This window comes from Archangium sp., from assembly GCF_036277355.1.
Classification (GTDB): Bacteria; Myxococcota; Myxococcia; order Myxococcales; family Myxococcaceae; genus Archangium.
The window spans coordinates 44,978-61,413 of record NZ_DASUNC010000040.1 but is presented as its reverse complement, the minus strand read 5'-3'; the positions used below and the strand labels follow the sequence as shown (position 1 = coordinate 61,413).

Annotated in this window: 11 protein-coding genes and 1 pseudogene; 7 read left to right on the top strand and 5 right to left on the bottom strand. The window is 69.6% G+C overall.

Annotated elements, in window-relative coordinates; genetic code table 11:
• Positions 1-12: 12 nt before the first annotated feature.
• From VFZ09_RS10000 to VFZ09_RS09990, 4 genes and pseudogenes are all read left to right on the top strand, one after another.
• On the top strand, positions 13-759 hold the full coding sequence (locus VFZ09_RS10000; protein WP_329727288.1) for an ABC transporter ATP-binding protein: 747 nt from the start codon (positions 13-15) through the stop codon (positions 757-759).
• Entirely contained in the window at positions 756-1,988 is a 1,233-nt protein-coding gene (locus VFZ09_RS09995; RefSeq protein ID WP_329727287.1) for an ABC transporter permease, read from the top strand. Before VFZ09_RS10000 ends, VFZ09_RS09995 begins: the two co-directional genes overlap by 4 nt.
• Positions 1,988-2,269, top strand: a pseudogene (locus VFZ09_RS51610) (TolC family protein); the annotation flags it as partial. The gene VFZ09_RS09995 and the pseudogene VFZ09_RS51610, both read left to right, overlap by 1 nt.
• A gap of 67 nt (positions 2,270-2,336) precedes the next feature.
• Positions 2,337-2,480, top strand: coding sequence for a hypothetical protein (locus VFZ09_RS09990; RefSeq protein WP_329727286.1), 144 nt, complete (start codon positions 2,337-2,339; stop codon positions 2,478-2,480).
• A 15-nt stretch (positions 2,481-2,495) separates the two neighbouring features.
• Here the strand turns inward: VFZ09_RS09990 and VFZ09_RS09985 are convergent, their stop codons facing one another.
• A complete protein-coding gene (locus VFZ09_RS09985; RefSeq protein WP_329727285.1) occupies positions 2,496-3,017 on the bottom strand; it encodes a hypothetical protein in 522 nt (173 codons plus the stop codon).
• An 814-nt stretch (positions 3,018-3,831) separates the two neighbouring features.
• On the opposite strand from VFZ09_RS09985, the gene VFZ09_RS09980 reads away from it, so the two are divergent.
• Positions 3,832-4,716: a hypothetical protein gene (locus VFZ09_RS09980; RefSeq protein ID WP_329727284.1), complete on the top strand. Its 885-nt coding sequence runs from the start codon at positions 3,832-3,834 to the stop codon at positions 4,714-4,716.
• A gap of 19 nt (positions 4,717-4,735) precedes the next feature.
• On the opposite strand, the gene VFZ09_RS09975 is transcribed toward VFZ09_RS09980, so the two are convergent.
• From VFZ09_RS09975 to VFZ09_RS09960, 4 genes are all read right to left on the bottom strand, one after another.
• Complete coding sequence (locus VFZ09_RS09975) at positions 4,736-6,130, bottom strand: MFS transporter (protein ID WP_329727283.1); 1,395 nt, start codon at positions 6,128-6,130, stop codon at positions 4,736-4,738.
• Between the two features lie 39 nt (positions 6,131-6,169).
• A complete protein-coding gene (locus VFZ09_RS09970) occupies positions 6,170-6,940 on the bottom strand; it encodes a 3-hydroxybutyrate dehydrogenase (protein ID WP_329727282.1) in 771 nt (256 codons plus the stop codon).
• Between the two features lie 11 nt (positions 6,941-6,951).
• The gene (locus VFZ09_RS09965) at positions 6,952-8,364 is read right to left on the bottom strand and encodes a hypothetical protein (RefSeq protein ID WP_329727281.1); all 1,413 of its coding nucleotides are present in this window, start codon (positions 8,362-8,364) and stop codon (positions 6,952-6,954) included.
• Between the two features lie 104 nt (positions 8,365-8,468).
• Positions 8,469-9,899: an alpha/beta hydrolase gene (locus VFZ09_RS09960; protein WP_329727280.1), complete on the bottom strand. Its 1,431-nt coding sequence runs from the start codon at positions 9,897-9,899 to the stop codon at positions 8,469-8,471.
• A gap of 316 nt (positions 9,900-10,215) precedes the next feature.
• Between VFZ09_RS09960 and VFZ09_RS09955 the strand changes: the two genes are divergently transcribed.
• Positions 10,216-11,109: an Ig-like domain-containing protein gene (locus tag VFZ09_RS09955; RefSeq protein WP_329727279.1), complete on the top strand. Its 894-nt coding sequence runs from the start codon at positions 10,216-10,218 to the stop codon at positions 11,107-11,109.
• Between the two features lie 344 nt (positions 11,110-11,453).
• Positions 11,454-16,427: an ATP-binding protein gene (locus tag VFZ09_RS09950; protein ID WP_329727278.1), complete on the top strand. Its 4,974-nt coding sequence runs from the start codon at positions 11,454-11,456 to the stop codon at positions 16,425-16,427.
• The last annotated feature ends 9 nt before the right edge of the window (positions 16,428-16,436 follow it).

Below are 16,436 nucleotides of genomic sequence, written 5' to 3'. Positions count from 1 at the left end.
GTGAGGCGCGACATGAACGGTCAGCGACAGCAGATGCCGCTCATCGCACTGCGGGGCGTGAGCAAGATCTACCGGACGGGAGACGTGGAGGTGGCGGCCCTGCGGGGCGTGGACTTCAACGTGGAGCCGGGCGAGTTCGTGGCCATCATGGGCTCGAGCGGCTCGGGGAAGTCCACCCTGATGAACATCCTCGGCTGTCTGGACCGGCCCACCTCGGGCCAGTACTTCCTGGACGGCCAGGACGTGTCGCGCCTGGACCGCAATGGCCTGGCCATCGTGCGCAACCGCATGCTGGGCTTCGTCTTCCAGAGCTTCAACCTGCTGGCGCGCACCAGCGCCCTGGAGAACGTGGAGCTGCCCCTGCTCTACGCCGGGGTGCCCGCGCGCGAGCGCAAGCGGCGGGCCCGTGAGGCACTCGAGCGGGTGGGCCTGGGCGCGCGCCTGGAGCACCACCCGCGCCAGCTCTCCGGTGGCCAGCAGCAGCGCGTGGCCATCGCCCGGGCGCTGGTGAGCCAGCCCCGCGTCATCCTCGCCGACGAGCCCACGGGCAACCTGGACTCGCGTACCAGCATCGAGGTGATGGCGCTCTTCCAGGAGCTCCGTCACGAGGGCATCACCCTCGTGCTGGTGACGCACGAATCGGACATCGCCAGCCATGCCGGGCGCGTGGTGGTGGTGAGGGACGGACGCATCATCTCGGACAAGCGCCAGCAGCCGGTGCCCGCGGAAGTGCCGCCGCTCGAGGAGGCCGTGTCATGAACGTGCTCGAGACGATGTCGCTGGCGGTGCGCTCACTGCTGCGCAGCAAGATGCGCTCCTTCCTCACCGCGCTGGGCATCATCATCGGCGTGGGCGCCGTCATCGCCATGGTGGCCATCGGCGATGGGGCCCGGGCCAGCGTCCAGAAGGTGTTCGACGCGATGGGCACCCACATGCTCATCGTCATGTCCGGCTCCACCAACTCGGGCGGCGCGCGGGGAGGCTTCGGCAGCCAGCCCACCCTCACCTGGGACGACCTGGAGGCCATCCGCACGCAGCTGCCGAGCGTGCGCGCCGCCGCCCCGGAGATGCGCACCAACACCCAGGTGTTCTCCGAGGACCAGAACTGGACCACGAGCGTCACGGGCACCACGCCCGACTACTTCGACGTGCGCGGCTGGAGCATCGCCACGGGCCGGCGCTTCACCGAGGCGGACGTGGAGGCGGGCACCAAGGTGGCCGTCATCGGCCAGACGGTGGTGGAGAAGCTGTATGGCGCGGGCTTCGACCCGGTGGGCCAGGTCATCCGCATCAAGAAGACGCCCTTCACCATCATCGGCATGACGGCGCGCAAGGGACAGTCGCCCATGGGGCAGGACTACGACGACAGCATCCTCGTCCCCGCCACCACCTTCCAGCGGCAGCTCCAGTCCCAGAGCCTGGGCAAGTACATCACCGGCGTCCTCAACGTGCAGGCGGATGCCAGCGCCGGCACCGCGAAGGCCCGGGAGGACATCAGCACGCTGCTGCGCGAGCGGCACCGGCTGGGCGAGAACACCCCCGATGACTTCGACGTGAGGGACCTGTCCGAGCTGGCCAACAGCCGCCAGCAGAGCACCGAGACGCTCAGCCTGCTGCTGGCCTCCATCGCCGCCGTGTCCCTGGTGGTGGGCGGCATCGGCATCATGAACATCATGCTGGTGAGCGTCACCGAGCGCACCCGGGAGATTGGCGTGCGCGTGGCGGTGGGCGCGAGGCCCCGGGACATCCTCGCCCAGTTCCTCATCGAGGCGCTGACGCTGGCCCTGCTCGGAGGGCTCATCGGCGCGGCGGTGGGTCTGGGCGTGGCCCGCGTCCTCGCCAACCAATTCCAGTGGCCCCTGTTGATCCGCCCGGAGGTCATTCTCATCGCGCTGGGCTTCAGCGCGCTCGTGGGCGTGGGCTTCGGCCTCTACCCCGCGCGCAAGGCGAGCCAGCTCGATCCCATCGACGCACTGAGGTACGAGTGATGCGAAAACTCCTTCCCCTTCTCGCCCTGCTGCTCGCCGCCAGTCCGGCGTGGGCCCAGCAACGCGTGCTCACCCTGGAGGAGGCCCTGCGCACCGCCACCGAGCGGCAGCCGCAGCTGCGCCAGGCCCAGGCCAACACCACCGCGGCCAACGCCCGCGTGGACCAGGACTTCGCCCCGCTGCTGCCCCAGGTGAGCGCCAACCTCACCTACCAGCGCTCCCTGTCCGAGGGCGGCTCGGTGAACACCACGACCCCGTCCGGCTTCATCAGCCGCGAGGGCGTCAACGCGGGCGCGTCCGTCAGCCAGCTCATCTGGGACTTCGGCCGCACCACGGGCCGGTGGGGGCGTGGGCAACATCATCGAGCTGTCCGACGCGCAGCTCTCCGCCACCAACGCGGCCGTGCAACGCGTCCAGGCCACGTACAACCTGGCCACCGCGCGCACGGAGCTGGCGCGCGCCCTGGGGCGGCGGCCCGGCCCCACCGGGTGAACAATTTCCCATCCTCTACGGCTGGTACGGATAGCGCGCCAGAACCTTCCCGTCCGGGGAGACAGCGTACAATTCGAACCAGTCGGGTGTCGGGCTCACGCCCGCGGCGAAGCGTCCACATCGCTCCGGACGTTGGTTGATACGGACGAAGTAGAGCCCGCCCTGCTCGCCAACGACGGCCTCCAAGGCCTGGGCGGAATAGGTACAACTCCCCGCATACTCCTTCGGGAAGCGAGCCAGCACGTGTTGCATCGCCGCATGTGCCGCGAGCACGGCGGGGCCCTCCAACGTGGCCAACGGACGCACGTCAACAGGCCAGTGAATACCGGCTGCGAAGAGGGGCCTGCGCGCGAAGATGTCCGCATACAGTTCCGAGATGCCGAGCTGGAGACTCGACTCCCCGCGTCCAACTCCGGGGAACTGGATGAGGAACGCCGGTGCTCCCCCGTCCGCCTCCGGAGCGTTGGATGGAGGGGCCTCGCTCCCCCCATCCACCAGAAGCGAAGCAAAGAGGACGAGGTAATTGAGCTTCGACATATCACCACTCGAAGAGGGGGCGGGTTTCTACTTCAACGCGGGGATGCACTTCGGAGAGGCGCCTCCAGGGCTCAGCATGCTGGAGGGCTGAGGCTGACAGGTCGCCTGGAAATCCCAGCGCTTCGAGTCCTCGCTCCATTTGAATACCTCACCCGCTGGATTCCATTTGTAGAAGCGTGGAGTGTCTCGTCGACCCGTGGCGAGCCAATGCCACACCGGAATCAACCCTCCTCGCGAATCACGGACCATCCTGCCACTGGGAGTCGCCCCGTAGGCCACCATCATCCAGACTCCCTCACCTGACTCTACCAGGGGAAAGATGGTCAGATCCGGGCCGCTCATGATCGTTCCGCAGGGGTGGTTGTGAGCGAAGCCGAGAACGGGCAGGTCCGCCCATCAAGGCCTTGAGTGTCGGTACGACCAGGTCATCCGGAATATCGGATGCATCCGAGACCACGGCGGCGATGTCGTCATGCTTCCAGGGTCCAGGTGCCACCGCGAGACCGGGCTCTCCCTCCAGAATGGGTAGCTCGGTTCGCAGGAAGTAGGCTCTTGGCCCTGAGCATGACAGGGAGAGCATGAGTGTCGCGCAGACACCCTGGAGCGGGAGGAGCTTCATCCACGCACAGCCTAGCATCGGCCCTTCGGGTCCCCTCCTCTCCCTCCGGGCCCGGGGTGACGCGCCGCACCAATATGAACAATTTCCCAGATTTCGAGAGGTGTCCGTATTGAACGGAAAATCTTGGTGGTAGGGTTTTCCCCACGCTCGTCTGGAAGACAGGCGGGCGTGAACCCCCCACACAGGAAGTTCCCCATGCACATCCGTACGGCAGTCATCGCGGCGACGGCCACCGCCGCGCTCCTCGTGGCCCCGGAGGCCTCGGCCACCAACTACACGCTGTGGATCCACGGCAAGAATGGCGGCGGTACCCAGCGCGGCAACTACGCCGACTTCTCCAACTGGGGCCCGAGCACCGTCGCGGCCGGCGTGAACAAGAAGGCCGTCAACTGGGATGGCCGGCAGAAGATCTCCGTGGAGAACTTCCGCATCCGTGACGCGCTGGACTGCTTCTGCACCGGCTCCAACTGGTGCTACATCGCCGTGCACAGCGCGGGCAACCTGCAGATCGGCTACGCGCTGTCCCTGTACGGCGGCTCGGCGCGCTACAAGAAGAACGCCGTCCCCAACTCCACGGGCGTGTGCGGCAACACGGACGGCACCACGCAGGTGGGCTGGAACATCAAGTGGGTGGACGTGGCCTCGGGCGCCGGCGGCGGCAGCGAGCTGGCCGACAACGGCGAGTGGGCGACGAGCGATCCCATCGTGGGCGACCTGACCACCAGCACGGCGCGCTCCATGTACAACCACAACACCACGCGCTCCAAGTGGTTCTACATGTTCGCCGCCGCCAAGGGCACGCTCTACTCGGGCATCCTCTCCGGCCAGGATGACGAGGCCGTGGCGTACCACTCCACCGGCGGCGTCTCCGTCAAGGGCGGCTTCTGCAACCCCGGCGACTGGTTCTGCGACGGCACCCTCAACACGGGCACCGCCGCCACCAGCAACGGCAAGGCCAAGTGGAGCTACCACACCGTGCAGTTCCGCGATGACGGCGAGAACCACGACCACTACCAGAACGGCAACTGGGAGAACATCGTCGGCGTGGTGCGCGCCGACATGGCCGCCTACGCCTACTGAGACGCAGGCGGCCTGAAGCTCAGGCCACCTCGCGCCGCTCGCCAGTCCCCTCGGCTCCCGCTGACGGAGCCGGGGGGGCCGGCTCGGAGAGGTGCCCGCGGAACGTCTCGGCGGAGAGGTACACGGAGACGAGGGTGACGAGCGCCAGGCCCACCATGTAGAGCGACACGGGCCAGGGCTTCCCCCCGGTCTGCGACAGCAGGAAGGTGGCGACGAGCGGTGACAGGCCACCGGCGAACACGGAGGCGAGCTGGTAGCCCAGCGAGGCCCCGCTGTAGCGCACGCGCGTACCGAAGAGCTCCGAGAAGAAGCTGGCCTGGGGCCCGTACATGGCCGCGTGGGCGATGATGCCTAGCGAGATGGCCACCACGATGAGGGCCGTGGACTTCGTGTCGATGAGCCAGAAGAAGGGGAAGGCCAGCAGCGCGCAGGCCACGGCACCGCCGAGGTAGACGGGGCGGCGGCCCACCACGTCCGACAGGGCCCCGAAGGCGGGAATGGCCACCAGGTGCACGGTGGTGGCCGCGAGCACGCCGTTGAGCATGGTGGCCTTCTCCAGCTTCAGCTGCTCGACGCCGTAGGTGAGGACGAACGTGGTGACGATGTAGAAGAAGCCGTTCTCCGCGAAGCGCGCGCCCATGGCGAGGAGGATCTGCCGCGGGTAGGTGCGCAGCACCTCGAGGATGGGGAGCTTCTGCGGGCCGGCGCTCTCGGCCTTGGACACCTGGTGGGCGGCCTGCTGCGCGCGGAAGGCGGGGGACTCGGCGACGCTGACGCGGATGAAGACGCCAATGCCGATGAGCACCGCGCTGAAGAGGAAGGGCACGCGCCAGCCCCACGAGACGAACTGCTCCTCGGGCAGCTTCGAGAAGAGGGAGAACACGGCGTTGGCCACCAGCAGGCCCGCGGGCGCGCCCATCTGCGGCCAGCTCCCGTAGAAGCCGCGCCGGTTCGCCGGAGCGTGCTCCACGGCCATCAGCACCGCGCCACCCCACTCGCCGCCCAGGCCGAAGCCCTGGAGGATGCGCAGCAGCACCAGCAGGATGGGCGCCCCCACGCCGATGCTCTCGTAGGTGGGCAGCAGGCCGATGGCGAACGTGGCCAGGCCCATGATCATCAGCGTGGCGCTGAGCATGGACTTGCGCCCGAGCTTGTCGCCGAAGTGCCCGAAGATGATGCCGCCGAGCGGCCGCGCCACGAAGCCCACCGCGAAGGTGGCGAACGCGGCCAGCGTGCCCATCAATGGGTCGAAGGACGGGAAGAAGAGGCGGTTGAAGATGAGCGCCGCCGCCGTCCCGTACAGGAAGAAGTCGTACCACTCCACGGCGGTGCCGATGAAGCTCGCGGCGGCCACCTTCCAGATGTTCGTGTGCTGCTCCTGCGCGGGCGCCTGGGAGGCGTTGGGTACCGTCACGGTCTTTCCCCTGTCATGAAGTGGTACGCGTGCTGCGTTTCAGCGGGCCGTCCAGCCGCAGTCCATCACCTGGGCGGCCCCGGTGATGCCACCCGCGGCCTCCGAGCACAGGAAGGACACGTACGCGGCCACCTCGCTCGGCTCCAGCAGGCGCTTCACCGCCGCGGGGGCCAGCATGACGCGCTCGATGACCTCCGTCTCCGTCATGCCGTGCACGCGGGCCTGGTCGGCGATCTGCTTCTCCACCAGCGGCGTGCGCACGTAGCTGGGGCAGAGGGCGTTGACCGTCACGCCCTTGTCGGCGGCCTCCAGCGCCACCGTCTTCGTCAGCCCCATGAGGCCGTGCTTGGCGGAGACGTAGGCGGACTTGTACGGCGAGGCCACCAGACCGTGCAGCGAGGACACGTTGATGATGCGGCCCCACTTGCGCGCGTACATCAGCGGCAGGGCGTGCTTCGTCAGCACGAAGGGCCCCACCAGCATGATGCGGATCATCTGCTCCCAGCGCTCCTCCGGGAACTCCTCCACCGGAGACACGTGCTGGAGCCCGGCGTTGTTCACCAGGATGTCGAGCCGGTCCCACTCCCGCTGGGCCCGGTCCACCAGGGCCTTGCACTCCTCGCGCGAGGACACGTCGGCCCGCTGCGCGACGGCGCCCGGAATCCCCGCGGCCACCTCGCGCGCACCGGCCTCGTCCAGGTCCGACACCAGCACCCGGGCCCCGCGGGCACCCAGGTCCTCGGCCACCGCCCGGCCAATTCCACTCGCCGCGCCCGTCACGAGCGCGGTCCTTCCCGTCAGCTCTCCCATGGACATCCCTCTCAGAGAATCATGCGCAGCGTGAGGAAGCCCGACAGGTCGCGCTCCTTCAGCTCCGGCTTGCCGTCGATGTCACGCGCGTAGGTGGCCACGCGCGCCCCCAGCGCCACCTGGTCGAACATCCACCATGTCGCGCCCACGTTGAAGTAGGTCATGGCCGTGCGGGTGACGGGCTCGCTGGAGGGCGTGCCGCCAGTGGGGGGCACGAAGGAGGGCGTGTGGTCCGCCACGCGTACGACGTAGAAGCCCACGCCCGAGCGGCCGGAGAGGAAGACATCCAGGCCGCCCGACATCGTGAGCGCGTCGAAGGGCGTCCGCAGCAACTGGTTGCTGTAGCCCGCCACCGAGTTGACGACGTCGTTCTGCACGCGCGCCACGTTGAAGAAGGGCGTCACCTCCACGGGCAGCGCCGGCACCATGCCCTTGAGCTTGAGCTTCACGCCGCCGCGCAGGTTGTAACCCTCCAGGGGCGGATCCTGCGTGGAGGTGGCCTGGTAGTTGATGCTGAAGACCTGGGCCATGGCCTTCACCTCGAACCAGGGGTGCTCGTAGGAGAGCGAGGGGCTGATGACGCGGAAGTGGATGTCGTCATCCGGCTGGCCGTTGCGGAAGTTGCCCAGGGGCCGCTCCCAGAAGCGGCTGTTGCCGCCGAAGGAGCCACCCACCATGAAGGAGGCCGAGGTGCTCAGCGGGTTGGCCTCGGTGTAGCTCAGGCCGGCGGTGAGGCCCCAGCGCGTGTAGCGCGCCTGCACGCCCTGGCCGCGGTTGAAGCCGCTGTAGAGCAACGGGTCACGCGTGTACTTGTCCGCCAGGAGCACGTCGCCCATGTGCGCGGAGAAGTAGTCCACGCTGGCCGGGTCCAGGATGATGCCCGCCTCCACCGTGGCGCCCCAGCGCTGCAGGCGCAGCACCTGGTCACGCACGGACATGGAGGCCGTGCCCTCCCAGATGCCCGAGCCGTGGTTGCGGATGTTGCGCTCGAACTCGCTGCGGAAGGTGACGTAGGGCCCCAGCCGTCCCTCGGCGCCGAAGCGCGCGATGGCCACCGTGGTGATGCGGCTCTCCTTCTCCGGGTTGGGGTTCACCAGCAGGTTCTCCGACTGGAGACCGCCCGCGATGGAGAGCACCGGGCTGATGAAGTACGTGTCGCTGCCCAGGGCGAAGAGGGGCCGGGTCGCGGGCGTCGGCGCCCCCAGCACCAGCGCCGTCGGGTCCTGCTTCGCCTCGGCATCCGGCTTCGCGGGAGCCTGCGGCGTGAGGGCGGGAGCGGCGGGAGCGGCCTGCGTGACGGGCGCGTCGGCGGACGCCGGAGCGGCGGCCTCGGCGGTCTGGGCGTGGGCGGAAGCCGACAGCAGCGCGGACGCCAGCGTGCACACGAGCGCCACGCGAGACGCGGTGGGGAGAGAGGAAGTCATGGGGGGGAGAGAACTTTCTTGGGGGCTGCTCTCCAGAAGGGGAACCGCCGCCCGCGCGGCAGCCACGGGCGCGGGCGGCGGAGCAAGACGGACAGGGACCGCGGCTACTTCGCCAGATAGCCCATGGTGAGCTTCAGGCCCGCCGCCGAGCGCAGGGAGCCGAAGTGGTTGGCGATGAAGCCCTTGTTGAAGTAACCGCTGGTGTCGTAGTCGTTGAGCGTCGTCAGCTTGTTCACCGAGCAGTCCGCCAGGTCGATGCGCGAGGCGGACTCGGACACGTACAGGTCCTGGTAGTTGGCGCCCTGGTCGATGTCCGTCATGGTGATGGTGTAGTACTTCACCACGTTGCCGCCGCACTGGCCCGTCTTGCCGAAGGCGTAGTCACCATCCGCGCACGGCGTGGCGAACAGGTCGCGGGGGCCGTTGAGCGGCTTGTGGAAGTACGTCTGCTGGTAGTTGGTGCGGCTGCCCATCTCGCACACGATGGTGCCACGCATGGTGCGGTTGTTGGCGCACAGGGAGCTGGGCGGATCGAAGGTGGACACGCCGTGGTTGGCGCCCGAGCCGAGGATGACGTGGCTCACCCGCGTGAAGGGGTTGATGGACTCCGGCTTGCCGTCCACGTAGTCCACGTACAGCCGGCGCAGCGCATCCCGCACCACCGTCACGCCCAGCGAGTGGCCGATGATGGCCACCTTGCGGTTGGGGTTGTTGAGCATCACCGCCTTGATGAGGGACTGGAGGATGGGCGTGGACCAGCCATGGTCGATGTTGCCCGCCGCGTTCTCCGTGCTGCTGTTGGCGGTGGGATCCACGGTGGCGACCAGGTCCGTGCGGAAGTCCACCGCGATGACGCGGTAGCGCTCGGCGATCAGCGCCTCGGCCAGCTGCACCCGCGCCTCGGTGTCCGGGTTGAACTGCACCTTCTCGAAGGCGGAGTTGATGGTGGTGCCCGCTGGCAGGAGGAACTTCTCCCAGGAGTGCGGCCGGGTGGAGTTGCCGTGCACCAGGATGACGATGGGCTTGGAGGTGTCCTCGTTGCTCTGGGTGTACTCCTTGGCGGCGCAGTTGTAGCCGGGGATGCGGGCCACGTCCCCGTCGATGTGGTTGGCCGCCTTGTTGGGACCCCCGAAGACGCCGTCCCCGGTCCACTTGCCGTCGTTGTTGCCGTCCGTGTACGGCGTGGAGCCGGCCGTGTTGTTCTTGTCGTAGTAGAGGTTCTCGATGGAGCAGCCGGGGTGGTTGCTCAGCGGGCGGTACTTGCCGTCGTACTGCGTGTACGTCGCGGGCGTCTGGCGCTCCGTGAGCGAGGGCTCGGCCATCTCGGGCGCGTCGCGGAAGGACCAGCTGGCCACGTCCACTCCAGCGGCCACCAGCTCGTCGTGACGGGCGGAGATCTGCTTCTTGCACGCCTCCACCGACACGACAGCCTCCTCCTCCCCGTTACCATTGCCGTTGCCGTTGGGCTTCTCGCACGCCAGCAGCGCGCACGCCGCGAGACCGGTCGCGTAGAAACGGAGGGAGAACCTGGACATCCTCATGTATGGCTCCTGTGGAGAAGACGAGAGGCGTGGGGGACTGCATGGGTCGGGTAGCGCCTGCTCGAGCCGGCCGTCGGGGCGGCGGCGGCATACTACCGTAACATGAAGCCGGACTCATGTTTGTATGATGCCCGGTTCAGGTTCTCCCCACCGCCCGTCCTTGACGTCACGCGTCATGCTCGGCGGTTCAACCTGATGCCGGGTTCATGTCTTCATGATGCTAGCTTCATGTTCGCAAGGGTTTGACATTGCGCGTCATGGACGGAGGGATTCCCTTACACAAATCCGGATAAGGAGCATTCAAGGAATTGTGTTAAACCTCACCCGCGCGAAGGCGTGGGTGGACAGCATCTCCGTGGGCCCGCCGACGGCCTCGTCCGACACCACGCCTCCCACGGTGAACATCACCGCCCCGGCCAACGCCGCCACCGTCAGCGGCACCGTGGACGTAACGGCGAGCGCCTCGGATGCCGTGGGTGTGAAGAAGGTCGAGTTCTACGTCGACGGCTCGCTGGCGGACACCGACACGGCGGCCCCGTATGTCTTCACCTGGAACACGGCGGGCGTGGCCAACGGCAGCCACTCGATCATGGCCAAGGCCTATGACGCCGCCAACAACGTGAGCACGGACAACGACACCTCGGTCACCGTGAGCAACACCAGCGGCGGGACCACGACCGTGTCCTTCTCCAGCATCGCGGCGGATGACGGGTACGTGAAGGCCAACGCGGATGGGACCTCGCCCGCGGTGGGCACCATCAGCACGCCGGCCATCGGCAAGGGCACGGACGCGAAGCTCAACCGGGCCTTCTTCTCGTTCGACACCTCGGCGCTGCCGGACACCGCCACCCTCGTGCGCGCCTCGCTCAAGGTGACGCTGTCCTCCTCCGCCGGTGACCCGTGGGCCGACCCCGCCGCCGGCAACACGCTCGTCATCGACCTGAAGAACGGAGTGTTCGGCACCAGCGCCGCCACGGAGACCGCCGACTACGCCGCGGCCGCCTCCGCCTCGGCCGTTGCCGAGCTCATCAAGTTCACCACCGGCACGCAGAGCTCGGCGGACTTCAACGCCTCGGGACTGGCCTCCCTCAACAAGACGGGCAAGACGCAGGCCCGCCTCCAATTCAAGCAGAACCCCTCGGGCACCTCGTACCTCTTCCTCACCGAGGGCACCGGCGCCACGCTGACGGTGGAGTACAAGTAGAAGCCACACGCGCCTACGGCACGGCCGCCGGCAACCACGACGGCCGCAACTACCGCGTGGTGAACAACACCGTCACCCGATGAGGCGCCGAATCATTCAAAGGACGGGCCTCGAGCCAGACTCCGGGGCCCGCCCGCTCCTCTGCTCTCCAGACGACAGCACGGGCGTACGGGCCCCTCCCCGGGGGGATGCGGAAGCGAGCCCGCCTGCTCATTTGAAGCACCCTACCCTCTGGCGCATGAGCCGCCTCGCCCCCCTTGGCACCGCACTCGGCGGTCCCAAGCTTGTCGATGACGCGCCGACCCCACCACCGTAGGTGGTGCGACCAGAGGGGGAGGGCATTGATGGCGGAGGGCTACGAACAGGCTGGACCCTCTCTGGAAGGGGCGCATCCCGGCAGGCGGCTGGGCAACCGCTTTGAGTTGACCCAACGCATCAAGCAGGGCCGTGGCATCACCACGTGGCTCGGGGTGGACCTGCATACCGGGGCCCGGCTCGTCATCAAGACGACATCCGCCCTCTCCCTGGTCCCCACCGCCCGCCAGCGCCTGGAGCACGAGGCCGGTGTGCTGCGCTCCCTGCACAGCCCCTACCTCGTCCCCGTCCTGCACTTCGGCTCCGGGGGAGACCTGCTCTTCCTGGCGACGCCCTTCGTGGCCGGAGTGTCGCTCCAGGAACGGCTCGCCAGTGGCACCCTGTCCGTCCCCGAGGCGCTCATCGTGGGCCAGTGTGTCCTGGCCGCCCTCGCGGAGACGCACGCCCACGGCATCCTCCACCGGGATGTGAAGCCCTCCAACATCATCGTCGAGGGCCGCCCCACCCTCACCCGCGCCACGCTGGTGGACTTCGGCCTGGCGCGCAGTGAACGGTTGGACCCGTCCCTGCGCGACCTGCCCGTGGGCACCGCGCGCTACCTCTCGCCCGAGCAGGCCGGGCTCCTCAACCGTCCGGTGGAGGCCACTTCGGACCTGTACGCGGTGGGCGCCGTCCTCTTCGAGGCGCTCGCCGGCCACCCGGCCTTCGACGGCACCTCCGTGGGCGAGGTGTTGCGCCAGCACCTCACCACCCGGCCCCGCCTGCGCACCACCGGCGTGGAGGTGCCCCGCGCGCTGGAGGAGGTCGTCTCGCGGCTGCTACAGACGGACCCGCAGGACCGCTACCAGTCCGCCGAGTCCGCGCGCGAGGACCTGCGCGCCATCGAGGCGGCCCTGGCCCGGGGTGAGCTGGACCCCGAGCTGGTGGCGGGCGCCCACGACATGCGCCACAGCCTCACCGAGCCCTCCTTCGTGGGCCGGCACGAGGAGCTGGCGCTGCTGGAGCGCGAGCTGGAGCGCGCCCGCACGGAGCCGGGGCGGCTGCTGGTGGTGGAGGCCGAGAGCGGCGGCGGCAAGAGCCGGCTGCTGGAGGAGTTCGCCACGCGCGCGCGCCAGCACCGGGCCTGGCTGCTGCAGGGACAGGCCGTGGCCCAGTCCGCGCAACGGCCCTTCCAGCTCTTCGTGGACGTGGCCTCGGGCATCGCGTCAGCGGCCCTGGAGCGGCCCGCCCTGGCGGAGCTGCTGCGCGAGCGGTTGCAGGAGCAGGCCGCCTCGGTGTGCACGGTGCTGCCGCAGTTGCAGCCGGTGCTGCGTCCCGCGCAGCAGGGCCTGGGCCCCGAGTCCCTGGGCGAGAGCCGCGGCGTCTGGGCCCTCACCACGCTGCTGGGCGCGCTGGGCACGGAGGCGGAGCCCGCGGTGGTGCTGCTCGAGGACTGTCAGTGGGCGGATGAGCCGACGCTCCGGTCGCTGGAGAGCTGGCAGCAGGCGCGCCGCACCGTGGGTGGACACGTGATGATCATCGTGTCCTTCCGCAGCGAGGAGGTGGGCCCCGGGCACGTGCTGCGGCGGCTCAACCCGGCGGCGCACCTGCGGCTGACGGCCTTCGGGCCCGCGGACGTGGCGCGCATGCTGGAGTCCATGGCCGGCACGCTGCCGCGCGAGGCGATGGAGCTGGTGGTGCGCCTGTCCGAGGGCAATCCCTTCATGGCCTCGGCGGTGCTGCACGGGCTGGTGGAGGACGGCGCGCTGGTGCCGGGCCCCCGGGGCTGGCAGGTGGAGCCCGAGGCCATGGCGCACGTGCGCTCCTCGAGACAGGCGGCCTCCTTCCTGGTGCGCCGGCTGAAGCTGCTGCCGCCGGAGTCCCTGCGCCTGCTGTCGGTGGGCGCGGTGCTGGGCAAGAACTTCGACCTGGAGCGGGTGGCGAGCCTGTCCGGCACGCCGCGCGAGCGCGTGGTGGCGGGGCTGGTGGAGCCGCGGCGCCGGCACATGCTGTGGGAGGGCACGGGCGGCCGCTACACCTTCGTCCACGACAAGCTGCGCGAGGCGCTGCTGAGCCTGCTCAAGCCCGAGGAGCGCCGGGAGCTGCACCGGCTGGCGGCGCGCGCCATCGCGGCCAACCCACCGGCGGACCCCTTCGAGCTGGCCTACCACTTCGACGCCGCGGGCGAGTACACCCAGGCCCTGCCCTACGCGCTGGTGGCCGCCGAGCGGGCCCGGCAGCAGTTCGCCCTGGAGACGGCGGAGCACAACTACCGCATCGCCGAGCGCGGCGCGGCCGGGGCCGACCCGGGCATCCGCTTCCGCATCAGCGCCGGCTTCGGTGACGTGCTCATGCTGCGCGGCCGCTACGACGCCGCCCAACAGCAGCTCTCGCTCGCCCAGTCGCTCGCCCATGACCGGCTGGACCAGGCCCGCACGCTGGCCAAGCTGGGAGAGCTGGCCTTCCGGCGCGGCAACGTGGACGAGGGCAACGCGGCCATGGAGCAGGCCCTCCGGCTGCTCGGCCGCTTCATGCCCCGCTCGTCCGCGGCCCTGAGCCTGGCGGCCCTCTGGGAGGTCGGCGTCCAGGCGGGCCATACCCTGCTGCCCCGGCTCTGGTTGGCACGCCGTCCCCTCGAGCAGAGCGAGGAGGACCTGCTCGCCGTCCATATCTACAGCCGGCTGGCCTACAGCTACTGGTACCTGCGCGGCCGCATGGCCGTCCTCTGGGCCCACTTGAGAGACCTCAACATCGCCGAACGCTACCCGCCCACGCCCGAGCTGGCCCAGGCCTACTCGGAGCACTCACCCGCGATGACCACCCTGCCCTGGTACCGCCGGGCCAACGCCTACTCGGAGAAGTCCCTGGCCATGCGCCGGGAGATGGGCGACGTGTGGGGACAAGGACAAACGTTGCATTTCTACGCCCTGGCCCTCTACGCGGAGAGCCGTTTCGAGGAGAGCATCGAGAAGTGCCGCGAGGCGGTGCGGCTGCTGGACCGGACCGGAGACCGCTGGGAGGTCAACAACGCCACCTTCAACACCATCATGTGCCTGTACCGGCAGGGGAAGTTGAAGGAAGCGCTGGAGGCCAGCCAACGGCTGCATGGCGACGCACTGGCCATTGGAGACCGGTACGCGGTGCGGCTGGCGTTGGAGGCCTGGGGCAAGGCCTCCGGAGGCCGCATCCCCCGCGGGCTGCTCGAGGGGGAGATCTCCAACCCGGAGGCGGATCCGCAATCGCACTCGGGCGTGCTCCAGGCGGAGGCCATCCGCCAGTTGCGCGAGGGGGACGCCGAGGGCGCGGTGGCCACGCTGGAGGAGGCACAGCGCATCGCCGAGGCGGCCCACCTGCATTCGGAGTACGTGGCGCCCATTCCGGGCTGGCTGGCCACCGCGCTGCGCCAGCGCGTCGAGCAGGTGTCCTCGCTGGCGCCCCATGAGCGCAAGGCGCTGCTGAAGCGGGCCGAGCACGTGGCCCGGCGCGCGCACGACGTGGCGAACACCTACCGCAACAACCTCCCGCACGCCCTGCGCGAGCGGGCCCTGCTGGCGGCCATGTCCGGCCATGCGCGCCGCGCGCGCCGCTGGTTGGAGCAGAGCCTGAACGTGGCCAACGAGCTGGGCATGCGCCACGAGCGCGCCCAGACGCTGCTGGCGCGTGGGCAGGTGGGCCGGGCACTCGGCTGGCCGGGCGCCGCCACGGACCAGGAGACGGCCACCCGCGAGCTGCAGGAACTGGAGCAGGGACTGGGCCAGGAGGGCCCCGGGAGCTCGGAGCGCTCGGACACGCTGTCCCTGGCGGACCGCTTCCCCCGCGTGCTGGACGCGGGCCGGCGCATCGCCTCCGCCCTCACCCGCGAGGCGGTGTTCGACGCCGCGCGCCGCTCCATGATGGAGTTGCTGCGCCCGGAGCACTGCGTGGTGTTCGACCCGGAGGCGCTGCTGCCCGAGGACGAGCTGGCCGCGGCGGGCGTGGGCCGGACCGCCATCGCCCGGACGCTGGAGACGGGGCGTCCGGCGGTGATGGGCCAGGGCATGCCCGGTGGCGTCAGCGAGAGCATGGAGCTGCTCGGCGTGCGCTCGCTGCTGTGCGCCCCCATCCAGGTGCGCGGCAAGACGGTGGCCTGCGTGTGCGTCAGCCACCGGCAGGTGGGCGAGCTCTTCGGCGAGGACGAGGAGCGGCTGGCCTCCTTCGTCTGCATCCTGGCGGGCGCCGCCCTGGAGAACGCCGAGGGCTTCGAGCGCATGGCCGCCCTCTCCGAGGAGCGGGGCCGGCTCTACCGCGAGGAGCAGGAGGCGGTGCGCCGCCGCGATGACTTCCTCTCCATCGCCGCGCACGAGCTGAAGACGCCCCTCACCTCGCTGCAGCTCCACATCCAGGGCCTCATGTCCCAGGTGCGCCAGGGGCTGGAGCGGCTGCCCCCGGAGCGGCTCGGCGCCAAGCTGGAGTCCGCCAACCTCCAGACGCAGCGCCTGGGCAAGCTGGTGAACGAGCTGCTGGACATCTCGCGCATCGCCCAGGGGCAGATGCTGGGCAAGCTCGAGGACGTGGACCTGGTGCACCTGGTGCGCGGGGTGGTGGAGCGCTCGCGCGAGGCGCTCAACCGCGCCGAGTGCGACCTGCGGCTGAACCTGCCCGCCTCCATCGTGGGCCACTGGGACGCCATGCGGCTGGAGCAGGTGGTGGTCAACCTGCTCACCAACGCGACGAAATATGGCGCGGGCCGGCCCATTGAAATCACCGTCGAGGGCGACGCCACCCAGGCGCGCCTGCGTGTGCGAGACGAGGGCATCGGCATCGCCGAGGAGGACGCGGCACGCATCTTCGAGCGCTTCGAGCGCGCCGTGTCCGTGCGCCACTACGGTGGCTTCGGCATCGGGCTGTGGATCGTCCGGGAGATCGTCCAGGCGCTGGGCGGCACCATCGAGGTGGAGAGCGCCCTGGGCAAGGGCGCCACCTTCACCGTCACGCTGCCCCGCCACGGCCCCGAGGAGCCGCGCGAGGCGCATGAGACGCACTAGCCGGCGCCC

Excerpts from the sequence above, each read along its gene's own strand:
- VFZ09_RS09995 (WP_329727287.1), top strand. The coding sequence starts at position 756 with ATGAACGTGCTCGAGACGATGTCGCTGGCGGTGCGCTCACTGCTGCGC.
- VFZ09_RS09985 (WP_329727285.1), bottom strand. The coding sequence starts at position 3,017 with ATGTCGAAGCTCAATTACCTCGTCCTCTTTGCTTCGCTTCTGGTGGAT.
- VFZ09_RS09960 (WP_329727280.1), bottom strand. The coding sequence starts at position 9,899 with ATGTCCAGGTTCTCCCTCCGTTTCTACGCGACCGGTCTCGCGGCGTGC.
- VFZ09_RS09970 (WP_329727282.1), bottom strand. The coding sequence starts at position 6,940 with ATGGGAGAGCTGACGGGAAGGACCGCGCTCGTGACGGGCGCGGCGAGT.
- VFZ09_RS10000 (WP_329727288.1), top strand. The coding sequence starts at position 13 with ATGAACGGTCAGCGACAGCAGATGCCGCTCATCGCACTGCGGGGCGTG.
- VFZ09_RS09950 (WP_329727278.1), top strand. The coding sequence starts at position 11,454 with ATGGCGGAGGGCTACGAACAGGCTGGACCCTCTCTGGAAGGGGCGCAT.
- VFZ09_RS09965 (WP_329727281.1), bottom strand. The coding sequence starts at position 8,364 with ATGACTTCCTCTCTCCCCACCGCGTCTCGCGTGGCGCTCGTGTGCACG.
- VFZ09_RS09980 (WP_329727284.1), top strand. The coding sequence starts at position 3,832 with ATGCACATCCGTACGGCAGTCATCGCGGCGACGGCCACCGCCGCGCTC.